General features: G+C 70.4%; 23 protein-coding genes. 11 read left to right on the top strand and 12 right to left on the bottom strand.

Annotated features, from left to right (window positions below; translation table 11 throughout):
* Positions 1 to 26 precede the first annotated feature (26 nt).
* Positions 27 to 758, top strand: coding sequence for a Fic family protein (locus ABTX24_RS09020; protein WP_160026298.1), 732 nt, complete (start codon positions 27 to 29; stop codon positions 756 to 758).
* 272 nt (positions 759 to 1,030) lie between these two features.
* On the opposite strand, the gene ABTX24_RS09015 is transcribed toward ABTX24_RS09020, so the two are convergent.
* Positions 1,031 to 1,825, bottom strand: a complete 795-nt coding sequence (locus tag ABTX24_RS09015) for an HAD family hydrolase (protein WP_350838983.1) — start codon at positions 1,823 to 1,825, stop codon at positions 1,031 to 1,033.
* A 124-nt stretch (positions 1,826 to 1,949) separates the two neighbouring features.
* On the opposite strand from ABTX24_RS09015, the gene ssd reads away from it, so the two are divergent.
* Genes ssd through ABTX24_RS08995 form a run of 4 tightly spaced genes read left to right on the top strand, consistent with a single transcriptional unit; the run spans position 1,950 to position 5,651 of the window.
* On the top strand, positions 1,950 to 3,005 hold the full coding sequence (gene ssd / locus ABTX24_RS09010; protein ID WP_160026300.1) for a septum site-determining protein Ssd: 1,056 nt from the start codon (positions 1,950 to 1,952) through the stop codon (positions 3,003 to 3,005).
* Positions 3,002 to 4,168 (top strand): TadA family conjugal transfer-associated ATPase, encoded by a 1,167-nt coding sequence (locus tag ABTX24_RS09005; protein WP_350838980.1) that lies wholly within the window; start codon positions 3,002 to 3,004, stop codon positions 4,166 to 4,168. The genes ssd and ABTX24_RS09005 overlap by 4 nt, the downstream gene beginning before the upstream one ends.
* A complete protein-coding gene (locus tag ABTX24_RS09000; RefSeq protein ID WP_350838978.1) occupies positions 4,165 to 4,938 on the top strand; it encodes a type II secretion system F family protein in 774 nt (257 codons plus the stop codon). Before ABTX24_RS09005 ends, ABTX24_RS09000 begins: the two co-directional genes overlap by 4 nt.
* Entirely contained in the window at positions 4,935 to 5,651 is a 717-nt protein-coding gene (locus ABTX24_RS08995) for a type II secretion system F family protein (RefSeq protein ID WP_350838976.1), read from the top strand. The genes ABTX24_RS09000 and ABTX24_RS08995 overlap by 4 nt, the downstream gene beginning before the upstream one ends.
* 34 nt (positions 5,652 to 5,685) lie before the next feature.
* Here ABTX24_RS08995 and ABTX24_RS08990 read toward each other — a convergent pair whose 3' ends face one another.
* Entirely contained in the window at positions 5,686 to 5,859 is a 174-nt protein-coding gene (locus ABTX24_RS08990) for a hypothetical protein (RefSeq protein ID WP_350838974.1), read from the bottom strand.
* A gap of 51 nt (positions 5,860 to 5,910) precedes the next feature.
* On the opposite strand from ABTX24_RS08990, the gene ABTX24_RS08985 reads away from it, so the two are divergent.
* Genes ABTX24_RS08985 through ABTX24_RS08975 form a run of 3 tightly spaced genes read left to right on the top strand, consistent with a single transcriptional unit; the run spans position 5,911 to position 6,842 of the window.
* Entirely contained in the window at positions 5,911 to 6,087 is a 177-nt protein-coding gene (locus tag ABTX24_RS08985) for a DUF4244 domain-containing protein (protein WP_350838972.1), read from the top strand.
* A gap of 3 nt (positions 6,088 to 6,090) precedes the next feature.
* Positions 6,091 to 6,474, top strand: a complete 384-nt coding sequence (locus tag ABTX24_RS08980; RefSeq protein WP_350838970.1) for a TadE family type IV pilus minor pilin — start codon at positions 6,091 to 6,093, stop codon at positions 6,472 to 6,474.
* Positions 6,471 to 6,842 (top strand): Rv3654c family TadE-like protein, encoded by a 372-nt coding sequence (locus tag ABTX24_RS08975; protein ID WP_350838968.1) that lies wholly within the window; start codon positions 6,471 to 6,473, stop codon positions 6,840 to 6,842. The genes ABTX24_RS08980 and ABTX24_RS08975 overlap by 4 nt, the downstream gene beginning before the upstream one ends.
* On the opposite strand, the gene ABTX24_RS08970 is transcribed toward ABTX24_RS08975, so the two are convergent.
* Positions 6,839 to 7,141: a hypothetical protein gene (locus tag ABTX24_RS08970; RefSeq protein ID WP_350838966.1), complete on the bottom strand. Its 303-nt coding sequence runs from the start codon at positions 7,139 to 7,141 to the stop codon at positions 6,839 to 6,841. The genes ABTX24_RS08975 and ABTX24_RS08970 overlap by 4 nt on opposite strands.
* A 15-nt stretch (positions 7,142 to 7,156) precedes the next feature.
* On the bottom strand, positions 7,157 to 9,469 hold the full coding sequence (locus ABTX24_RS08965) for a DEAD/DEAH box helicase (protein ID WP_350839147.1): 2,313 nt from the start codon (positions 9,467 to 9,469) through the stop codon (positions 7,157 to 7,159).
* A 180-nt stretch (positions 9,470 to 9,649) separates the two neighbouring features.
* On the opposite strand from ABTX24_RS08965, the gene ABTX24_RS08960 reads away from it, so the two are divergent.
* A complete protein-coding gene (locus ABTX24_RS08960) occupies positions 9,650 to 9,985 on the top strand; it encodes an anti-sigma factor antagonist (RefSeq protein ID WP_091044749.1) in 336 nt (111 codons plus the stop codon).
* A gap of 25 nt (positions 9,986 to 10,010) precedes the next feature.
* Positions 10,011 to 11,489, top strand: a complete 1,479-nt coding sequence (locus ABTX24_RS08955) for a DUF7059 domain-containing protein (RefSeq protein WP_350838964.1) — start codon at positions 10,011 to 10,013, stop codon at positions 11,487 to 11,489.
* Here the strand turns inward: ABTX24_RS08955 and ABTX24_RS08950 are convergent.
* Positions 11,437 to 12,192, bottom strand: coding sequence for a hypothetical protein (locus ABTX24_RS08950; RefSeq protein ID WP_160026308.1), 756 nt, complete (start codon positions 12,190 to 12,192; stop codon positions 11,437 to 11,439). The genes ABTX24_RS08955 and ABTX24_RS08950 overlap by 53 nt on opposite strands.
* A 293-nt stretch (positions 12,193 to 12,485) precedes the next feature.
* Between ABTX24_RS08950 and topA the strand changes: the two genes are divergently transcribed.
* Positions 12,486 to 15,179, top strand: a complete 2,694-nt coding sequence (gene topA, locus ABTX24_RS08945) for a type I DNA topoisomerase (RefSeq protein ID WP_350838962.1) — start codon at positions 12,486 to 12,488, stop codon at positions 15,177 to 15,179.
* A gap of 162 nt (positions 15,180 to 15,341) precedes the next feature.
* On the opposite strand, the gene ABTX24_RS08940 is transcribed toward topA, so the two are convergent.
* The 7 genes from ABTX24_RS08940 to ABTX24_RS08910 are packed head-to-tail and all read right to left on the bottom strand — an operon-like array spanning position 15,342 to position 20,443.
* Positions 15,342 to 15,779 (bottom strand): HIT family protein, encoded by a 438-nt coding sequence (locus ABTX24_RS08940; RefSeq protein ID WP_160026310.1) that lies wholly within the window; start codon positions 15,777 to 15,779, stop codon positions 15,342 to 15,344.
* A gap of 12 nt (positions 15,780 to 15,791) precedes the next feature.
* Complete coding sequence (locus tag ABTX24_RS08935) at positions 15,792 to 16,817, bottom strand: ion channel (RefSeq protein WP_350838960.1); 1,026 nt, start codon at positions 16,815 to 16,817, stop codon at positions 15,792 to 15,794.
* A complete protein-coding gene (locus ABTX24_RS08930) occupies positions 16,817 to 18,388 on the bottom strand; it encodes a polyamine aminopropyltransferase (RefSeq protein ID WP_160026312.1) in 1,572 nt (523 codons plus the stop codon). Before ABTX24_RS08930 ends, ABTX24_RS08935 begins: the two co-directional genes overlap by 1 nt.
* Positions 18,385 to 18,807 (bottom strand): DUF350 domain-containing protein, encoded by a 423-nt coding sequence (locus tag ABTX24_RS08925; RefSeq protein ID WP_160026313.1) that lies wholly within the window; start codon positions 18,805 to 18,807, stop codon positions 18,385 to 18,387. Before ABTX24_RS08925 ends, ABTX24_RS08930 begins: the two co-directional genes overlap by 4 nt.
* Positions 18,808 to 18,832: 25 nt before the next feature.
* Entirely contained in the window at positions 18,833 to 19,324 is a 492-nt protein-coding gene (locus tag ABTX24_RS08920; protein WP_160026314.1) for a DUF4247 domain-containing protein, read from the bottom strand.
* Positions 19,317 to 19,829, bottom strand: coding sequence for a DUF2617 family protein (locus ABTX24_RS08915; RefSeq protein ID WP_350838958.1), 513 nt, complete (start codon positions 19,827 to 19,829; stop codon positions 19,317 to 19,319). Before ABTX24_RS08915 ends, ABTX24_RS08920 begins: the two co-directional genes overlap by 8 nt.
* Positions 19,826 to 20,443 carry a DUF4178 domain-containing protein gene (locus ABTX24_RS08910; protein ID WP_160026316.1) on the bottom strand — a complete coding sequence of 206 codons (618 nt, stop codon included), beginning with the start codon at positions 20,441 to 20,443 and terminating at the stop codon, positions 19,826 to 19,828. The genes ABTX24_RS08915 and ABTX24_RS08910 overlap by 4 nt, the downstream gene beginning before the upstream one ends.
* Positions 20,444 to 20,565 lie beyond the last annotated feature (122 nt).

Below are 20,565 nucleotides of genomic sequence, written 5' to 3'. Positions count from 1 at the left end.
GGGTAACGCGCGCTTAAGGTTGACGCGTGAAGGACGATCCGCTTGCCCGGTTGGTGTCGCTCGAAGGCGTGGCCTCGGGCTTCGCCGCAGCTCGTGACGGTATCGACGTGATGCTGCGTGACCGGGGACTGCGGCGTACGTCTCCGGAGACCACCGCCGAGTCGCTGCTGCGCGGTGCGCACGCCTCTGCCGTGCTGGAAGGGTCCTCGTCGTCCCTGGGTGAGGTTCGCGCCTCCGGTGGGGACGCGATCGCGCAGGACGCGGTGCGGCTCTCGACCGAGCTGCTCTCGCTGGTGCCGGTGGTGAAGCACGCGCCGCTGCAGGCGTTCGCGCGGCTGCACGCGCTGGCGGCTGCGGGGTCGCTGGACGCCGAGGAGCTGGGCCGTCCGCGCTCTGCCGAGTCGGCCGAGCGGTTACGGCGTCTCTCCGATCTGCTGCTCGCCCCGACGTCCGCGCCGGCGCTGGTCGTGGCGGCGTTCGTGCACGCCGATCTGGCGACCGCTGCTCCGTTCGCCTCCCACAACGGTCTGGTCGCGCGTGCCGCAGAGCGGCTCATCCTGGTCGCGCGCGGCGTGGACGAGAAGTCGCTGGTCGTGCCCGAGGCCGGCCATCTGGCGCTGCGTGCCGCCTACGAGTCGAACCTGCGCGGCTTCCGCGAGGGTGGCCAGGCGGGGGCGCACTCATGGCTGCTCTACGCCGCCGAGGCGTACGCCGCTGGGGCCGAGGCCTCGCCGCTGCGCCTGGACGCCGCCGAGTAGAAGGTGCAAAAGCAGGTGGCACCCGGTGGGTTGTGAGCACCGGGTGCCACCGCTGACACGAGCGTTTCTGGTTACCAAGCGTGCAAGGTCTGGTCACTGCGTCGGGATTTCTCCCCGGCTACAGCACCCCATCAGATGGGTGGATCGCCGCGTGGGTGCCTCTCACTCGTGTACGTCTTGTTACACCCCTGTTTCTACGCTGATCGGCGGCCAGATTCAAGGCTGGAAATTCTGCAGGATGAGGAGGATGATGCCGCGTCTGCAGAATCGGGTCAGGCGCCGAGGCGACGGCGCTTCGTGCCCGCCCAGATGACGCCGCCGGCGATCGCGACCGCGCCCCCGACGGCCAGCGCGGCCAGGGTCGGCGTGGACGGGGTGAGCACTCGGCTGCGCAGCGCGACCGGCTTGTTGAAGACCAGGATGTCCCAGCCGCGTTCCTTGGCGGCCTTGCGGAGGTCCTTGTCGGGATTGACCGCGAAGGCGTGGCCGACCTCCTCCAGCATGGGCAGGTCGGTGACGGAGTCGGAGTAGGCGTACGACTGCTCGAGGTCGTAGCCGAAGCGCTCGGCCAGCTGCTGGACCGCGCGGGCCTTCTCCTCGCGGTAGGCGTAGAGCGCGATCTCGCCGGTGTAGCGGCCGTCCTCGATCTCCATCTGGGTGGCGACGACGTGGTCGGCGCCGAGCATCGTGCCGATCGGCTCGACCAGCTCGGTGCCCGAGGCGGAGACGATGATGACGTCGTGGCCCTGGGCGTGATGCTGCTCGATGAGCTGCACGGCCTCCTCGTAGACGAGCGGGTCGACCACGTTGTGGAGGGTGTCGGCGACGATCTCCTTGACGGTCGCCACGTCCCAGCCGGTGACCATCTCGGAGAGCGACTTGCGCATCTTCTCCATCTGGTCGTGGTCGGCACCGCCGACGACGTAGACGAACTGCGTGTAGGCCGAGCGGATCATGGCCGCGCGGGTGATCAGGCCGCCGGCCTGGAAATGCTTGGAGAACGCAAGCGTGCTGGACCTCGCGATGATCGTCTTGTCGAGGTCGAAGAACGCAGCGATGCGTGTCATGGGCACATCGTAGACGGCCGTTGGGCGGGCCGATCACCATCCACAGGGCGGGTCCAGGACGGGGTTATCCACAGGTCCTGGATTTGCGAGTGGAATTGTCGGTGTCTCGGCGGATCCTGCTGCCATGACCTCGGAACCGCTCGTCATCACCTCGGACTCGTTGCTCGCCGCTGAGGCGGCGCGCCTGGCCGCCGCCTCCGGCGTCACCGTCGAGGAGTGCACCGACGCCGTCGGCGCCCTGCGTCGATGGCAACGCCCACCACTGATCCTCGTCGGCGCCGACCTCCTGGCGGAGGTGGCATCGCTGCGTCCACCCCGAAGAGACGGGGTGTACGTCGTGGGCTGGGGCTCGACCGGCGAACCGCTGCTCCGAGCCGCGCTGGAGGTCGGTGCCGAGACGTTGCTCGAGCTGCCGTCGGCCGAGACCGTGGTCGCCGGGCTGCTCGCCGACGTCGGCGACGGTGAGGGCGGCGACGGCATGGTCGTCGGCGTGCTGGCCGGATCGGGTGGAGCCGGTGCGACGACGTACGCCGCGGCCCTGGCCAGCCTCGGAGCCGACCGTGGATCGACGCTGCTGATCGACGCCGACCGGCTCGGTCCCGGCGCCGGTCGGGTGCTCGGCCTCGACGAGATCCCAGGGGTGACCTGGGGAGATCTCGAGCAGACCGCCGGGCGGCTGGGGGCGCGGGCGCTGCGTGAGGCGGTGCCGCACGTCGGGTCGCTGGGCCTGCTGGGCTGGCCGGGCGGCGACGTGGTGCCACCACGGCCGGAGGTCGTGCGCGAGGTGCTCGCCGCCGCTCGTCGCGGCCATGACCTGGTCGTGGTCGACCTGCCACGTGAGTCCGACGCCGGGACCGAGGCACTGCTGACCGGCTGCGACATCGTCCTCGTCGTCGTTCGGGCGAACGTCACCGGCACGGCGTCCGCCGCCCGGCTGATCTCCCGCCTTCCCGAGCGGGATCGGGTGCGGGTCGTCGTCCGCGGCCGTGCGGCCGAGCCGGAGGCCGTCGGCCGTGCGCTCGGGCTCCCCGTGATCGCCTCGATGTCCGACCAGCGCGGGCTCTCGGAGGCCATCGACCTGGGGCTGGGGCCGATCCGCTCGAAGCGGGCGCCGCTGGCCCGCGCCGCGGCCGAGGTGCTGATGCGCTGCCGGGTCCGCGCCGGGGTGATGGTCGCATGATCGGCGCCGTCGACATCGCACCCCAGGTCGTCGACCTCGTCCGCGACCACCTGGCGCGTACGCCGGGAGAGCTCACCCCGCACCGGGTCCAGGAGGCGCTCCGCGCAGAGGGGCGGATCGTCGGCGACGCGACCGTGCTGGCTGTCTTCGAGATGCTGCGCCGCGACGTGGTCGGCGCGGGGCCGTTGGAGCCGCTGCTGCGGTTGCCGGGGGTGACCGACGTCCTGGTCAACGGACCCGATCAGGTCTTCATCGACCGCGGATCCGGCCTGGAGCCTGCTCCGGTCGCGTTTCCTGACGACGATGCGGTTCGACGGCTGGCGCAGCGGCTGGCTGCCGGGGCCGGTCGCCGCCTGGACGATGCCTCGCCCTACGTCGATCTGAGACTGGGCGACGGCAGCCGGTTCCATGCGGTGCTGGCGCCGCTGGCGCGACCGGGCACGGTGATCTCGTTGCGGGTGCCGTCGGCGCGGGCGTTCACGCTCGCCGAGCTGGAGGCTTCGGGGATGGTCGTTCCCGCGGTGGCCGATCTGCTGCGACGGCTGGTGCTGGCGCGGTCCGCGTTTCTCGTCTCCGGAGGCACCGGCACAGGGAAGACCACGCTGCTGGCCTCCCTGCTGTCGCTGGTGCCGCCGGAGGAGCGGCTGGTGCTGGTGGAGGACGCCTCCGAGCTGCGTCCGGACCATCCGCATGTGGTCGGCCTCGAGGCGCGCCCGGCCAACATCGAGGCCGCCGGCGCCGTCGAGCTCCATACGCTGGTCCGCCAGGCCCTCAGGATGCGTCCGGACCGGCTGGTCGTCGGTGAGGTGCGTGGCGCCGAGGTCGTCGATCTCCTCGCCGCGTTGAACACCGGCCACGAGGGCGGCTGCGGCACACTGCACGCCAACTCCGCCGCCGACGTCCCGGCGAGGGTGGAGGCCCTGGCGCTCGCCGCCGGTCTCGGCAGGGAGGCGGCGCACAGCCAGTTCGCCTCCGGTGTCGACGTGGTCGTGCACCTGCGCCGACGTGACGGCCGCCGGGTGCTGACCGAGATCGCGGTCCCGTGTCGTGGAGCCGATGGGCTGGTCCGGATGGAGACCGCCTTCTCGGTGGCCGCCGATGACGTCGTGGTCGCCGGACCGGCCTCGGACCGGCTCGAAGCGCTGCTGGGAGCCGAACGGTGAGCGGGCTGAGCCTCGGGCTGGTCGCCGGCCTGCTCGGTGCCGCCGCCGCGCTGATGCTCCGTCCGCGAGCAGCGGTGGAACCCCGGTCGCTCGCGTGGCGGGTGCCGCGGTGGTCGTTCCTCCTGATCGCCCTGATCCCCATCGTCTTCCCGGGCGAGGCGGTCGTCGCGGCTGTCTTGCTCGGGATCGCCACCTTCGGCGGCGTCGCCCTGTGGCGGCGCCGCTGCGAGCGGATCGCGGCTGGGCGTACGGCCAACCGTGTCGTCGAGGCCTGCGAGCAGATGGCCGCCGAGCTCGCCGCCGGGCACCCGCCCGGTCCCGCGCTGACGCAGCTCGCCACGGAGTGGCCGGTGATCGAGCCGGTCGCGGAGGCGCAGCGGATGGGCTCCGACGTCCCCGCCGCGTGGCGGCAGGTCGCCGAGGTGCCCGGTGCGGGATCGCTGAGGGTGGTCGCCGCGGCCTGGCAGATCGCCCACCAGACCGGGAGCGGACTCGCGGACGCCCTCGACCGAGTGGCGCTCGACCTGCGGGCCGCGGCCGCCACCCAGCGGGTCGTCGACGGCGAGCTCGGCTCGGCCCGCTCCACCGCCCGCCTGATCGCGGGCCTGCCGGTGGCGGCCCTGGCGATGGGCAGCGGCGTCGGCGGCGACCCGCTGGCGTTCCTCTTCGGGTCGCCGGTGGGCCTGGCCTGCCTCGGTCTCGGGCTGCTGCTCGGCTGGTTGGGGCTGTGGTGGATCGAGGGCATCGCTCGCGGGGTGGAGGCGAGATGACCACGTGGCTTGCTGCCGTCGCGCTCGGGCTGGCAGCAGCGTTGCTGCCTGCGCCCGCCTCACCACTTCCCGGGGTCATCGCGACCGTTGCGGGCCGCGATGACCCCGGCGGCTGGATGATGCGCTGGCGGCCGTTGCTGGCGCTGCTTGCCGCCGGCGCCGTCTACTCCTTCGTCGGAGGCACGGCGGGTGCCGTACTCGCCGCTCCGGCGGGTGTCGTCTGCTGGCTGGTCATCGGCCGGGTCGAGCCCGCCGAGGTCCGGCGCGAGCGGGAGGCGGCGAAGGCCGAGCTGCCGGCCTTGGTCCGCCTGCTCTCCGCCGCCCTCTCCTCCGGCGCGGCGCCCGCGGAGGCGCTCGTGGCCGTCGCCGCAGCGCTGCCCGGTCCGGCAGCCGCCCGACTCCTGCCGGCGGCTTCTCGGCTTCGTCTGGGAGCCGATCCGGAGAAGACGTGGCGCACCCTGGTGGACGATCCCGCGTTGGCGCCGCTGGGCCGAGCACTGGCCCGAGCTCAGGCCACCGGCGCCCCGGTCGCCACGACGGTCGAGCGCCTTGCCGACGACCTGACCAGAAGCGCCCGCGCCGAGGTCGAGGACCGCGCCCGCGCGGTGGGCGTCAAGGCCGCCGTCCCGCTCGGCATCTGTCTCCTCCCCGCCTTCTTGCTGCTGGGCGTCGTCCCCGTCGTCGGTGGCCTGCTCTCCAACCTCGGCATCTGACCCCGCCGAGGCGTCACCCCCGTCGGCCGAGGCGTCACGCGCGTCGGCCGAGTTGGCAGCCGAATGCCGACTCGGCCGACGTACGTGACGTCTCGGCGTGCTTGTTTTCCCTGATCAACGGGCCGTTTGTCATCCACAGGGTGGGTTCGGGATCGGGTTGTCCACAGCCGGCGACATGGCGGTCGCGGATGTCGGTGGAGCGGGTCATTGTCGTCCTTGAACGGCCGTACCGACGGCCATCGACCAGAGAGGACCAACCATGGCCAAGGCACATCTTCGGAGGGACGAGAAGGGGATCACGACAGCCGAGTACGCCGTCGGGACGGCGGCGGGCGCGGGGCTCGCCGGCCTGCTCTACAAGCTGCTCACCGGTGGCTTCGGCAACGACCTGCTCAACAGGCTGTTCCAGCACGTGCTCAGCCTGCTGGGGATCTGACCGATGGTCCGCGGGCAGCGGGGCGAGCGGGACGAGCGAGGCGCCGCCACCGCGGAGCTGGTGATGGTGATCCCGCTCCTGGTGGCCGTGACCATCGGGCTGGTGTGGTTGCTGTCGGTGGGAGCGGCGCAGATCCAGGTGGTCGACGCAGCCCGGGAGACCGCCCGGGCCGTCGCCCGAGGGGACGACAGCGGATCCGCCGCCGCCCGCGGACGTCGGGTCGGGCCTGCGGGCACCCAGGTGAGTGTCAGCGCCGGTGCCGAGGAGGTCGTCGCCTCGGCCCGAGCCCGGGTGACCGGACCCGGCGGGATCTTCAGCTGGATGCCGGGTGTGACCGTGCGCGGCGAGGCGGTCGCTGCGACCGAGGCCACGCAGGGGGAGCAGTGAGCACGGTCCGGCGCGGCAAGGACGAACGCGGGTCGGCAGCCCCGTTCGCGGTCGGTGCCATCGGCCTGTTGCTCTTCCTCGGCGCCGCGCTGGGTGTGGTGGGCGCGGTCTTCGTCGCCCACCGCACCGCTCAGTCCGCGGCCGATCTGGCGGCGCTGGCGGGAGCCAACGCGCTCCAGGTCTCCGAGGACGCATGCGCGGCGGCGTCGACGATCACCGACCGCAACGGCGCCACATTGGAGTCGTGCGAGATCGCCGGCGAGGACGTCACCGTCACCGTGCGGGTCGAGGGACCGCGCTGGCTCGGTCAGCCGGGCGACCCGGTCGCCGAGGCGAGGGCCGGCCCAACCGAGCCTTCGCCGGACTAGCTGTTGTCGTCGGTCTTCGACTCGGGCGTGACGTCCTGCAGCGACTTGGCCAGCTTCCGCATCTGGCGCTTCTCCTTCATGCTCTTCGCCTGGAGCTTGCCGCCCCATTTGGTGAGGGAAAGGCCGAAGAGGAGAAGGACGCCCGCGACGAGGCCGATCACGAAGATCGTGGTCGAGCCGACCGGGAGACCGAGCAGGGTCGCGGTCGGATCGTCGAGGTCACCGTTGCCGGTGGTGAAGAGACCCAGAACGATGAGGACTGCGGCAACGACGATCAGCACAAGGCCCAAGATCAGCATTTCCCCAGGGTAGGCCTATTTGTGCAGCAGCAGCCGCAGCAACACGATCGCGCCTTGTTTGTCGAGAGGGTTGTTCTGGTTGCCGCACTTGGGCGACTGCACGCAGGAGGGGCAGCCGTCGTCGCACTCGCACGCCTCGATGGTCTCCAGCGTGGCACCGAGCCATTCCCGGGCGGCACGGAACCCGCGCTCGGAGAATCCGGCGCCGCCGGGATGCCCGTCGTAGACGAAGACGGTGAGCATGCCCGTGTCCGGGTGGGACGCGGTGCTGACGCCACCGATGTCCCAGCGGTCGCAGGTGGCGATCAGCGGGAGCAGCCCGATCGAGCAGTGCTCGGCGGCGTGGGCAGCGCCTGGGATGTCCGCCGTCTCCAGGCCGGCCGCCTCGAGGGCCGAGGCGGGCACGGTCCACCAGACGGCGGAGGTGCGCAGCGTACGTTCGGGGAGATCGAGGAGCTCCTCACCCAGCACCTCGCCGCTCGGCTGGCGCCGCCTCAGGAAGGAGACGACCTGGTGGGTGACGTCGACGTCGCCGTACGCCAGGTGGCACTCTCCCCACGCCACCTGCTCCCGCTCGGCGACGATCGAGATCTCCGTGATCTCCCGGGCGAAGGTGGAGTAGCCGGGGTCGTCGCGGGAGATGACCGCGACGTTCTCCTCCAGATCGAGCTCGTGCACGAGATAGGTCTCGCCACGGTGGACGTAGACGGCGCCGGCGTGTGCGCTCGCGTGTGAGCTCGCCGCGTCGACCGTGCCGACGACCCGACCGGTGTCGGCCTCGATCAGCTGCACCTGGGACCCACCCGAGGAGCGGATGTCGGCGAGGTCGGCCGCGCGGCGGCGGTCGGTCCAGTACCAGCCGCGGGGGCGCTTGCGTAGCAGCCCCGAGGCGACCAGATTGTCCAGGATCTCCCGGGCGCCCGGTCCGAAGAGCGGCAGGTCCGGCTCGGTCAGCGGCAGCTCCTGCGCGGCGGCGCACAGGTGGGGGCCGACGACGTACGGGTTCGCCGGGTCGAAGACCGTGGCCTCGACCGGCTGGCCGAGAAGCGCATCGGGATGGGTGACGAGGTAGGTGTCCAGCGGGTCGTCGCGGGCGACCAGGATGCCGAGCGCGTCGCCCGCGCCCCGACCTGCCCGGCCGATCTGCTGCCAGAAGGCCGAGCGCCTGCCGGGATAGCCGGCGAGCACCACGGCGTCCAGACCGCTGATGTCGATGCCGAGCTCGAGCGCGTTCGTCGCCGCCAGCCCGAGCAGCTCGCCGGAGCGGAGCGATGCCTCGATCGCCCGGCGTTCCTCGGGCAGATAGCCGCCGCGGTAGGACGCCACCCGCCCGGGCAGCGACGGGTCGACCTCTTCCAGCTCGGCGGCCGCGGTCAGGGCGACCTGCTCGGCGCCGACCCGGGAGCGTACGAAGGCCAGGGTGCGTACGTCCGAGGAGACCAGGTCCGCGAGAAGGTCCGCGGTCTCGGCGGAGGCCGCGCGCCGCACGGGCGCGCCGTTCTCGCCGGCGTGCGTCGTCAGCGGTGGCTGCCACAGGGCGATCGAGAGCTCCCCGCGTGGTGACGCGTCGGCAGTCACCGGGAGGACCGGAAGGCCGGTGAGCCGCTCACCGGCGATCGAGGGCTCCGCGACGGTCGCCGAGGCGAGGATGAACGTCGGCGACGAGCCGTAGAGCGCACAGATGCGCCGCAGCCGCCGCAGTACGTGCGAGACGTGCGCCCCGAAGACGCCTCGGTAGTGATGGCACTCGTCGATGACGACGTAGCGCAGCGAGCGGAAGTACGCCGTCCATCGCTGATGACCGGGGAGCAGAGATCGGTGCAGCATGTCGGGGTTGGTCAGGATGTACTCGCCGAAGTCGCGCGCCCAGTCCCTCTGCTCCCGGGTGCTGTCACCGTCGTGGGTCACCGCGCGCACGTCGACGCCCAGCTCGCGCAGCCCGGTCAGCTGGTCCTGGGCGAGCGCCTTGGTGGGTGCGAGATAGAGGACGCCGGCGCCGCGTTCACCACGTGGACCTCGGCCGTCTCGGATCGCGGTCAGTGCGGGCAGCTGATAGGCCAGCGACTTCCCAGAGGCGGTGCCGGTCGAGACGATCACGTGGCTGCCCTCATGGGCGGCCTCGGCCGCGACCGCCTGATGCTGCCAAGGTCGCTCGATGCCGCGAGCGACGAAGGCGGCGACGACATCGGCCGAAGCCCACGTCGGCCAGTCGGCGAAGACGGCCTCTCGCGGCGGGACCTGCTCGAGGTGAGCCAGCCGGTCCTCGCGGCCGGGGACGTCCGCGAGCCGGCGTACGAGATCACCGGTCGCTGTCGTCAACACCTGAATATTCTCCCAGAATCCTGGTGGCCGCCACGCTCACGCCCCCGCATCGTGGCCATGACGTTGCGAGTTTCTTGCGCGCATCCTGGTGAGCCGTGGTTACATTACGATCGACTCCGGGTATCGGACACCAGGCATGCCGACCGGAGCTGGTTGTCTCACGTTCCTTGGCAGGAGAACTTCGAAGTGGATCTGACGCTTGCGACTCGCGAGCTCGACTCGGCCACCATCGTGGCCGTGGGCGGCGAGATCGACGTCTATACCGCGCCGAAGCTGAGGGACAAGATCACCGAGCTCGTCGCGCGGGGTCACTACGACATCGTCGTCGACCTCGAAGCCGTGGAGTTCCTCGACTCGACCGGCCTCGGCGTGCTCGTGGGTGGCCTGAAGAAGGTGCGCCAGCACAACGGCATGCTCCGCCTGGTCTGCACGCAGGAGCGGCTGCTCAAGATCTTCCGGATCACCGGACTCGCCAAGGTCTTCGACATCCACGCCAGCGCCGAGGGCGCGGCGGCGGGATGACCTGACCTGACACTAGGCTCCAGGTGTGAGTGACCTCCCGCACCGGCTCCGTGACGCCCTCCAGCAGGCCGACTTCTCCTACGACTCCGTCGCCGAGCTGCTCGGTCCGACCGCGCACAGCGCACTGAGCCGCAACGAGACGCTGCCGGGCCGGCGGCGCACCCACGGAGGCACCCCGCTCGAGACGCTCATCCGGCTCTTCCTGCTGCAGACGACCGTGCCTCTCGACCACGCCGAGGCAGCCCTGCCCGGGCTCGTCGACCGGCTCGCCGTCGAGGGGATCCTGGAGCAGTCGGTCGGAGAGGTCGCGGCCCGCCTCGACGTACGTCCGTACGCCAGCGACGACACCGCCCTCTGGGTCGTCTCCGACCTCACGCCAGGACTCGATGGCGGCCCGCAGCGCGTCGGTCCCGAGCACGTGCTCGGGATCAGCCCTGCCTCGACCTCCCTGGCCCAGCTGACCATCCGCGACCAGGTCGGCACCTCGCTCGATCTCGGCACGGGCTGCGGCGTCCAGGCCCTCCACCTCGCCACCCACAGCGACCGGGTGGTTGCGACCGACGTCAACCAGCGAGCCCTCTGGATCACCACCTTCAACGCCGCCCTCAACGATGTGGCGGACCGGATCGACGTACGCAACGGGTCGTTCTTCGAGCCCGTCGCCGGTGAGCGCTTCGACCTGATCGCCACCAACCCGCCGTTCGTGATCAGCCCGGCGACCGGTGAGCGCCTCGTCTACCGCGACTCCGGGCTTCCGGGCGACCGGGTGGTCGAGGACATCGTCAGAGCCGCTCCCGGCATGCTCACCGAAGGTGGCTGGTGCCAGATCCTGGGCAACTGGATCATCTCCGAGGAGCAGCCCTGGGACGACCGCCTCGAGGGATGGCTCGGGGACGAGGTCGACGCGTTCGTGGTCCAGCGCGAGGTGCTCGACCCCGCGGCGTACGTCGAGCTGTGGCTCAAGGACTCCGGCCACCACGGCGCCCCGGACTACCTGACCCGCTACGACACCTGGCTGTCCTGGTTCGAGGAGCAGAAGATCGAGGGTGTCGGGTTCGGCTGGATCAACCTGCACCGCGTCGGCGCGGGCAACCCGAAGCGCGAGCTCATCGAGTGGCCCTACGACGTCGAGCAGCCGATCGCGCCGGCGCTCGCGGCGTGGGGGGAGGCGGCCCGTGTCGAGGTCACCGAGGACTCCACTCTGCTGATCGTCGAGGACGTCCAGCAGGAGACCCTCGGCCAGCCCGGCGCGGAGGACCCCAGCACCGTCATCCTGCGCCAGCAGCGCGGCCTTCGCCGCGCACGCCAGGCGGACACGATCGAGGCGGCCTTCGCGGGCGCGTGCGACGGCGACCTGACCGTCGGCCAGATCCTCGACGCGCTCGCGCAGATCCTCGACCGCGACCCCGCGGTCGTGCGCAGCAGCTATCTGCCGATCGCCCAGGAGCTGGTCAGCGAGGGCTTCCTCCGTCCCGCGCCAGGCACGCCTGGTCCCGCAGCCTGATCAGGCGTCTACGCACGCTCGAGACCAGCAGGTCCGGGTAGCCCAGCGGTTCGAGGTCGGGAAGGTCGCGCATGCCCCACGGCCGCTGTGTCTGCCACGGCCAGAAGCCACGGAGCGCTGCTGCCAGCTGCTTGCCGTAGGCGGACGGCATCTTCTTGACGCCCAGCCGCTCCTTGAGCTCGGTCGCGGTGACCAGGCCGCCCGGCCCGGCGAGCCCGTTGGCGCCCAGGACCGTCCAGACGATCCCGGCCGCCACCTGGGCCGGCTGCGTGGGCCGGTCGACGACCAGCGGGTCGATCTCCCACAGCCGCAGCAGCGCCCTCCGCAGCGCGAAGCCCACCTCCTCGACCGGGAAGTCGGCAGCGACCTCGTCGAGCAGCGCGGCGACCGCCTCCAGCTGCGTACGTCCCGCCGCATCCTCCACGACCGGCAAATCCAGGCCGTCCTCGACCAGCGGCGCGGCATCCAGCGCGGTGACCGCCTCGTGGCCGCCGCACAGCGCGGCCAGCCAGTCCAGGGCCACCTCGTGGTCGGGTCGTGGCGGCGTATCCGGCTCCGCCCAGCGCGGCCGGGTCAGCTCGGCCTCCAGGCGCTCCAGGATCGCGTTGGTCCGGGTGAGCAGCTGCGCGCACTCGGAGCAGACCAGGTGCTCCGGGGGTGTGGCCAGACCCTCCATGTAGTCGATGTATTCGGTGTCGATCATCAGCAGAGACCTCTCGGTTCGGAATGGTCTCGCCGTCCTCGAAAAGCCACCCTACGGACGAGCACCGACAGTTTTTGGACAGGAGCGGATGAGACACCGATTTCACGCTCCCGCTCCCCAGCGTGCTAGGTATTGTCTTCGCGGCGCCCAAGGCAACACGCCATGTTGTCCGAGAGCTCAGTGCCGCATGAACCGCGGTGACTGGACCCATGCCGGCTGGAGACACGCGCTAACGTGTCTCGCCAGAGCTTGTCAGTGGTGCCAGGCTCTGCTGCAGTGAGATAAGGACGTCAGTGGCACACAAGTTGGTGATCGTCGAGTCCCCGGCGAAGGCTCAGAAGATCGGCGGATACCTCGGACAGGGGTATGTCGTCGAGGCATCTGTCGGGCACATCCGCGACCTTCCGCAGAGCGCGGCAGACACCCCTGCCAAGATCAAGGACAAGCCGTGGGGGCGCTTCGGCGTCGATGTCGACAACGGCTTCACCCCTTACTACGTCGTGCCCAGCGACAAGAAGAAGCAGATCGCCAAGCTCAAGTCGCTCCTCAAGGACGCCGACGAGCTCTACCTCGCCACCGATGAGGACCGCGAGGGTGAGGCGATCGCCTGGCACCTTCTCGACGAGCTGAAGCCGAAGAAGGGCATCCCGGTCAAGCGGATGGTCTTCCACGAGATCACCAAGGCCGCCATCCTGGCGGCGGCGGAGAACCCGAGAGAGCTCGACATGGACCTCGTCGAGGCCCAGGAGTCGCGCCGCATCCTCGACCGCCTCTACGGCTACGAGATCTCCCCGGTGCTGTGGAAGAAGGTCATGCCCCGCTTGAGCGCGGGCCGTGTCCAGTCGGTCGCCACCCGGCTCGTCGTCGACCGCGAGCGCGAGCGGATCGCCTTCCGCACCGCCTCCTACTGGGATCTCGCCGGCACCTTCGACGCCGGCTCGGACCACGACCCGCGGATGTTCCCGGCCAAGATCACCTCGATCGACGGCAACCGCGTCGCCCGCGGCAGCGACTTCGGCCCCGACGGCGTGCTGAAGAGCGACAAGGTCGTCCACCTCGACCGCAGCCGCGCCGAGTCCCTCGTGGCAGCCCTCGACAACAAGACCTACGAGGTCCGCAGCGTCGAGTCGAAGCCCTACAAGCGCAGCCCGTACGCCCCCTTCCGCACCACCACGATGCAGCAGGAGGCGAGCCGCAAGCTCGGGATGAGCGCGTCGACCACGATGTCGGTCGCCCAGCGTCTCTACGAGAACGGCTTCATCACCTACATGCGTACCGACTCCACGACCCTGAGCGGAGACGCCGTCAGCGCGGCCCGCGCTCAGGTCCGGGAGCTCTACGGTGCCGAATACCTGCCCGACGCGCCCCGGACGTACGCCTCCAAGGTCAAGAACGCCCAGGAGGCCCACGAGGCGATCCGCCCCGCGGGCGACTCGTTCCGCACCCCGGCGCAGACCGGTCTGACCGGCGACCAGTTCCGCCTCTACGAGCTCATCTGGATGCGCACCGTCGCCTCCCAGATGAAGGACGCGGTCGGCAACTCGGTCGCGATCCGCCTCGGCGCCACCGCGGCCACGGGCGAGGATGTGGTCTTCTCCGCGACCGGACGCGTGATCACCTTCCACGGGTTCCTGAAGGCGTACGTCGAGGGCACCGACTCCGCCGACCAGACCTCCGACGACCAGCAGACCCGCCTCCCGAACCTCTCCGAGGGTGACCAGGTGAACGCCGCGAGCCTCACCGCGGACGGCCACGAGACCAAGCCGCCGGCTCGTTACACCGAGGCGACCCTGGTCCGTGAGCTCGAAGAGCGCGAGATCGGCCGTCCGTCGACCTACGCGAGCATCATCCAGACCATCATCAACCGCGGTTACGTCTTCAAGAAGGGCACCGCGCTGGTGCCCGCCTGGGTCGCGTTCTCGGTGGTCAGGCTGCTGGAGGAGCACTTCCCGCGCCAGATCGACTACCGGTTCACGGCGAGCATGGAGGAGATCCTCGACGAGATCGCCAAGGGCGACAAGGACATGACCACGGAGCTCGGGGAGTTCTACTTCGGCTCCGAGCGGGTCATGGGTCTCAAGCCGCTGGTCGACGGTCTCGGCGACATCGACGCCCGCGAGCTGGCGACCTTCCCGGTCGGCAGCCCTGAGGCCGGGGTCAACCTCCGAGTCGGCCGCTACGGTCCCTACATCGAGGGCCCCGGCGACGACGGCACCCCGTTCGCGGTGCGGGCCAACGTCCCCGACGACCTGCCGCCCGACGAGCTGACCCTGGAGAAGGCCAAGGAGCTCTTCGCCAATCCGGCCGGCGAGGAGCTCAACCTCGGCGTCCACCCCGAGACGGGGCTCACCGTCGTCGCGAAGAGCGGGCGGTTCGGTCCGTACGTCACCGAGCAGCTCCCCGAGGACGCGAAGAAGGGTGCCAAGCCCCGCACCGCCAGCCTCTTCAAGAGCATGAACCTGCAGACCATCACGCTCGAGGACGCGGTCAAGCTGCTGACCCTGCCCCGGGTCGTCGGCACCAGCGCCGACGGCGAGGAGATCACCGCCCAGAACGGCCGCTACGGGCCCTACCTGAAGAAGGGCACCGACTCGCGCACGCTGAGCTCGGAGGACCAGCTGCTCACGATCACGCTGGAGGAGGCTGAGCAGATCTACGCCCAGCCGAAGCAGCGCGGCCGTGCCGCCGCCAAGCCGCCGCTCAAGGAGCTCGGTCCCGACCCGGTCTCCGGGCAGCCGATGGTCGTCAAGGACGGTCGCTTCGGTCCCTACGTCACCGACGGTGAATACAACGCCACCCTCCGGGCCGCCGACGACCTGGAGACCCTGACCGCCGAGCGCGCCGCCGAGCTGCTCGCCGACAAGCGCGCCAAGGGCCCGGCGAAGAAGACCACCAAGCGGGCGACGAAGAAGACGACCAAGAAGTCCCCGGCGAAGAAGTCGACCGCCAAGAAGACGACCAAGAAGGCCGCGACCAAGAAATCCTGAGGTCGTACGCCGCGGCCTCGCCGCTCACGTGACAGAACCCCGCCATGGCGGGGTTCTGTTGTTGTTCGAGGGTTGGGCGAGGAGCATTTTCCCGCCATGGCGGGAAAATGCCGCTGTCTGACGCCGGAGAGGCCCGCACAACCCCACCATGGCGGGAATCTGTCAGCCGAGAGCTCCTTGCAGCTCTCGCGCCAGCCGGTCGCGCTCGGTCTCGGGCAGCCACTGGGTCTCGTCGTCGGTGAGGTAGCCGAACACATTCGGCCCCTTCAGGTGAGCCGGCTGATCGGCCATCCGTGCGACCAGGTGGACGTGAAGGTGCTCGTAGCCTTCGGCTTCGGAGAACTGCATGACGTACGTCTTCACACACCCGGTCATGGTCCGCAGCGCCGCCGACAGCGACCCGAGCAGCGTGCCGAGCTCGGCGTGCGCCCCGATCGGTAGCTCATCGAGCGCGGTGACATGCGGGATGGGTGCGATCACCAGCCAGCCGGCGAGGGTCGAGTTGAAGGCGTGGCCGACCCGCCAGTGCTGCGTACGGACGATCGACTCGCGCGGCGGCAGCGACTCGAGGGCGCTGTTGCGGCAGTTGTAGCAGTCCATCGCGAGGCCCCGTCAGCCGAGCGACCCGACGACCTCGTCGTACTCCAAACGGTCGGCCGCGATATAGAACAGCCGCGTGCCAGGGGAGACCGGCAGGTCCCACGACGGGCTGACCTGGATGCCGTCGTCGGTACGGACGGCGAGGAGTGTGGCACCGTGCGAGCGGCCGAGAGCGGCCTGCCAGGCACCGACGTCGACGGTCGCGGCCGAGGAGGGCACCGTGAGCGAGTAGGTGCCCTTGCCGCCGGCGGTGGCGAGCTCCTGGTAGACCTCGGCGATCCCGGGGTCGCTGAGCTCCTCGGCGATCAGCTGGGTGTTGTGCCACTGGACGCAGTGGACGGTGGTGTCGACGCGGAAGATGGTGCGCTGCACGCGCAGGTCACGCAGCGCCACGATCGTGTGCACCGCAGGAGCCGCCGTGTTGGCGGCGACGGTGAGCGTGACCGCCTCGTTGTCGTCACGCGGGTCGATCAGCACGCTGTGCGCACCGGTCATCCCGGCACGAGCGAGCACGTCGAGATCGGTGATGTCGCCGCGTACGAAATGCAGGCGGTCCTCTCCGGGCATCGGGTGCTCGGAGAGCTGGTCCTCCCAGGTCGCGAGCACGACCTCGCGCTCCGGTTCGGAGAGCAGCTCGACGAGGATCCGCTCGGTGCGCCCGGCGGTGTAGCCGAGCATCACGATGTGGTTCTGTCCGTTGAAGCTGATCTCTCCACGCATGCGGCGTCCTTTGGCGTTCTCGATGATTGCCGAGATCCGGCTGAACAAGATGGCGAGGGTGGTGATGGAGCCGAAGACGACGTACGCCCCGACGAGCCGACCGCCGGTGGTCTCCGGGAAGAGGTCGCCGTAGCCGACCGTGGCCGCGGTGATCAGGAACCACCACCAGTAGTTGGCGGGGCGCACGATCTCGCTGCCCGGCTGGGCCAGCGCCATCGCGATCCAGCCGGTGACGAAGACGAAGCCGATGATGGCGAGCGGGAGCACCCAGGCGTAGTGCCGTGAGGTGCGCCGGGCCAGTCTGATGAAGAAGAACATCAGTAGCCCACCCAGCCGTTCCGGGCGTAGTCCAGGATCGCCGGATCCAGCAGTGTCGTGACCGAGGTCGGCCGCTCGGCGCGGTCCGGCGGGAACGACGAAGCGGCGGCGAGAACGGCGTCGCTGGCGTAGCGCAGCCCGCCCGGCGCCTCGTCGTCGAGCGCCAGCTCAGGGGCCGAGCCGTCGCGGGAGGCGAGGACGTAGCCCCAGTTCCCGAAGGAGGGTACGTCCGCCTGGTAGGGCGTGGTCCGGTAGCCGGCCTCGGTGAGGGTGTGCCGCACCGACCAGAACGCGTCGGGCGCGAAGAACGGGCTGCCGGACTGCACGACCATCCGCCCGGACGGAGCGAGCAGACGCGCGATCATGCTGTAGTTCTCGACGGAGTAGAGCTTGGCCAGAGCGGTCGAGTCCGGGTCGGGGAAGTCGGCGATGACCACGTCGAACGGCGCCCCCGAGTAGTCGCGCACCCAGGAGAACGCGTCGTCGGCGACGTACGTCAGCCGGGGGTCCTCCAGAGACCCGGACGTCAGCGACGAGACCGGCTCGAAGGAGCGTGCCAGGGACACCACCGCCGGATCGAGATCGACCAGCGTCACCGACGAGACCGACTGGTAGCGCAGCACCTCCCGCGCCGCGAGCCCGTCGCCACCGCCGAGGATCAGCACTCGCTGGTGCGGCCCGTTCATCGCCGGATGGACGAGCATCTCGTGGTAGCGGTACTCGTCGAGCGAGGAGAACTGCAGGTCCCCGTCGAGGAAGAGGCGTACGTCATCGAACGCCGGCCCGACCGGAGCGCCGCGGGTCACGACGATCTCCTGATAGGCCGAGCGCTGGGAGTGGATGATCGGGTCGCGGTAGAGCGCCTGCCGGGCGTTGAGCTCGAAGGAGTCGGCGGTCACCGCGGTCAGGCCGAGAGCGACCGCGAGCGCGCCGCAGATCGCCGTGACCGTCCCACGCTGTCGGCGTGAGCCGGCCAGCGCCACCCCGACCGTCCAGGCGGCGAGGACGTTCAGGGCAGCTGTCGCCACCGTCCCCACCAGCAGCCCCAGGGTAGGGAGCAGCACGAACGGGAACGCCAGCCCGCCGATGAGCGCCCCGACGTAGTCGACCGCGTTGATGTCGGCGACCGCGAGCGAGGCCTGCTGGCGCCGCAGCCGCTGCAGCAGCTCCATCAGCAGCGGGATCTCGGCACCCACCAGAGCGCCGATGAGGAACGTCACCAGCAGCATCATCGGGGTGTAGAGGTGCAGCCACGCGAACGCCGCGTAGAGCGCCGGCACCGAGGCGCCACCGACCGCGGCGAGCGCGATCTCCACACCGACGAACGAGCGCAGCGGCCGCGCGGTGAGCGGCTTGGCGAGCACGGCGCCGATGCCCATCGCGAACATCGACACCGCGATCACCAGGGACGTCTGGGCGATCGAGTTGCCGAGCAGGTAGCTCCCCAGCGTCACCAGCGCGAGCTCGTAGACGAGGCCGCAGGCGGCGCAGACGAACACCGCCGCGAGGACGAGCAGCCGCGCCGCCCGTCCCTCGGGCAGCGCGGACAACGAGGGGAGGGTGAGGCTCACGTGATCGAGGCCGCCACGATCACGCCGACGGCCAGCTGCACCGCGACAGCGACCCAGATCGCCGGGTCGTCCTTGTCGTCGGTCATCAGCTCGCCGAGCCGGCCCGGCGTGAGCAGGTCGAGGATCACGAACGCGAACGCCAGCAGGGCGATGCCGATGAGGCCGTACGCAGCGGTCTCGGCGAGCCCCTGGAGGGTGTCCTCCTCCGCGGTGTAGATCGAGGTGCCCACGATCGTCGCGATCGCGACGACCGAGGAGCCGAGCAGCAGCGCCGGGTCGCGGCGGTGCTCCACGAAGATCAGCTGTCCCAGCCGGCCCGGCGTGAGCAGGTCGATCACGTAGAAGCCGATCATCAGCAGAACCAGCCCGAGGGCGGCGAATGCAACGGTGGACAGCAGTCCGCTCACAAGGTCAGTCATCGGTTCATCTCCAGTCTGAGGGTGGTCACTTGCCGAATCCGCTGCCGCCGCCGCGGAACGAATCACCGCTGCTGCCGCCACCGCTGTTGCGGCCGTAGTAGCTGTTCCAGCCCCACAGTCCGATCACCGTGGCGTGGTGGCGGTAGCCACGGTCGTACTCGTAGAGCGTGATCGTCGATCCCGAGGGCGTACGCGGCTCCACGACGACCAGCCAGTCGTCGTCGTAGCGCAGGTAGTGGCTGGAACCTTCGGCGCGGTTCTCGTCGGCGTCGGTGCCGCTCGCGATCTGGTTGGCGACCGAGCTCACCGAGCCGTCGTCCTCGAAGACGATCCCGGCCTCGCTGTCGGGGTCGGTGCCGCTGACGTGGTCGAAGTTCTTGCGCAGGTACTTCTCGGGGCTGTTCCCGTCGCCGGAGACGGCGATGGCGATGATGATGGCGAGCGCGACGCACGCCGCGACGATCGCCCAGCCGATCAGCTTGCGGTTCGGGCCTCCGGAGCCGTGTGGTTCAGACACTTGTGCCCTCCTCGGGCCGGTAGCTGGTGGTGGTGGCGACGATCTCGCCGGTCTGTGGGTAGGTGTGCCAGGTGTTCCAGACGATCTGCCCGGCGTCGGACCGTTCCAGGGCCAGGGCGGTCACCGCGTGCGGGTCTCCCGGGAAGTGCGCGACGACGGCATCCGTACGCCCGCTGAGCCGCTCCACGAGCCGCGACGCCTGCGCGGCGAGCTCCTCGGGTCCCATCTCGTCGACGTGCGAGGCGAGGCGGTAGCCGCCCGCCGCGTGCGCCTCGGGAAGAGGCGCGGCCTCGGCGATCCCGCATGCGATCGTCTCGTGCAGGAGCGGGCGGTCGTGGCGGCGTACGAGGACCTGGTGGCTGGCGCCCAGAACGCTCAGCGTCACCGTGAGACCGCTGCCGAGGTCGACCGTCCGGGAAGCCAGCGGGGTGCAGGGGGTCGGTGCGAGGGTCCAGCGCAGGGTGTCGCCGCGTACGTCCGCGAACGGGACGTCGAGAAGCGTCACTCGTCGTCCAGGGTCGCGGGCCGGTCGGTGGAGGGGTAGACGGTCAGCTCGAACGGCTGCAGCACCTCGCCGAGGGAGGGCTCCCAGTTGCTGCCCCACTTCTCGAAGCCGAGCAGCTTGCCGTCGACCGACTTGTAGTCGGCGTACTCGGCCGTGCCCGAGGGCGCGGTGCCGGTCGCGCCGGTGGCGGTGAAGGCGGCGGCGCCCTTCTCCTGGAGCCGGTAGGCGACGCCGCCGACGATGATGTCGCGGTCACCGACGGCGCCCTGCTCGATGTCGCCGAGTGGGATCGCGTGCCACAGCGAGACCTCGAAGCTCTCGTCGTCCTCGATCGAGAGCCACTTCTTGCCCTCGGCGTCGTCGAGCATGTGCTCGGTCCAGCGATAGCCGTGCTCGTCGAAGTCGATCCGCCCGCGGACGAACCAGTTGTGGCCGAGGTATTCGATGACGTCGCCGTTGCGCACCTGGCGCAGCTGGTCGGAAGCGTGCTTGTGCTGGTCGCCGATGAAGTCGTCGGGCTCCTTCTGCGCCGTCGGCTGCTGCCGGCTCTTCCAGAGCAGGTAGCCCGCGACCGCGAGGGCGGCCAGCAGCAGGACGATCAGGACGTAGATCACCAGAGACTCCTTGGTTCAGCGTGAGGACGACCCGAACCTTAACGTGGAGGTGCGACGTTCGACATCCGGGAATCGCCCCATCCGCGGGCGGCGTACTCAGGGGTTGTCGGTACGACCCCGTA

Source organism: Nocardioides sp. NPDC127514 (assembly GCF_040302125.1).
Taxonomy (GTDB): domain Bacteria; phylum Actinomycetota; class Actinomycetes; order Propionibacteriales; family Nocardioidaceae; genus Nocardioides.
This window is presented reverse-complemented; position numbering and strand designations above follow the sequence as displayed.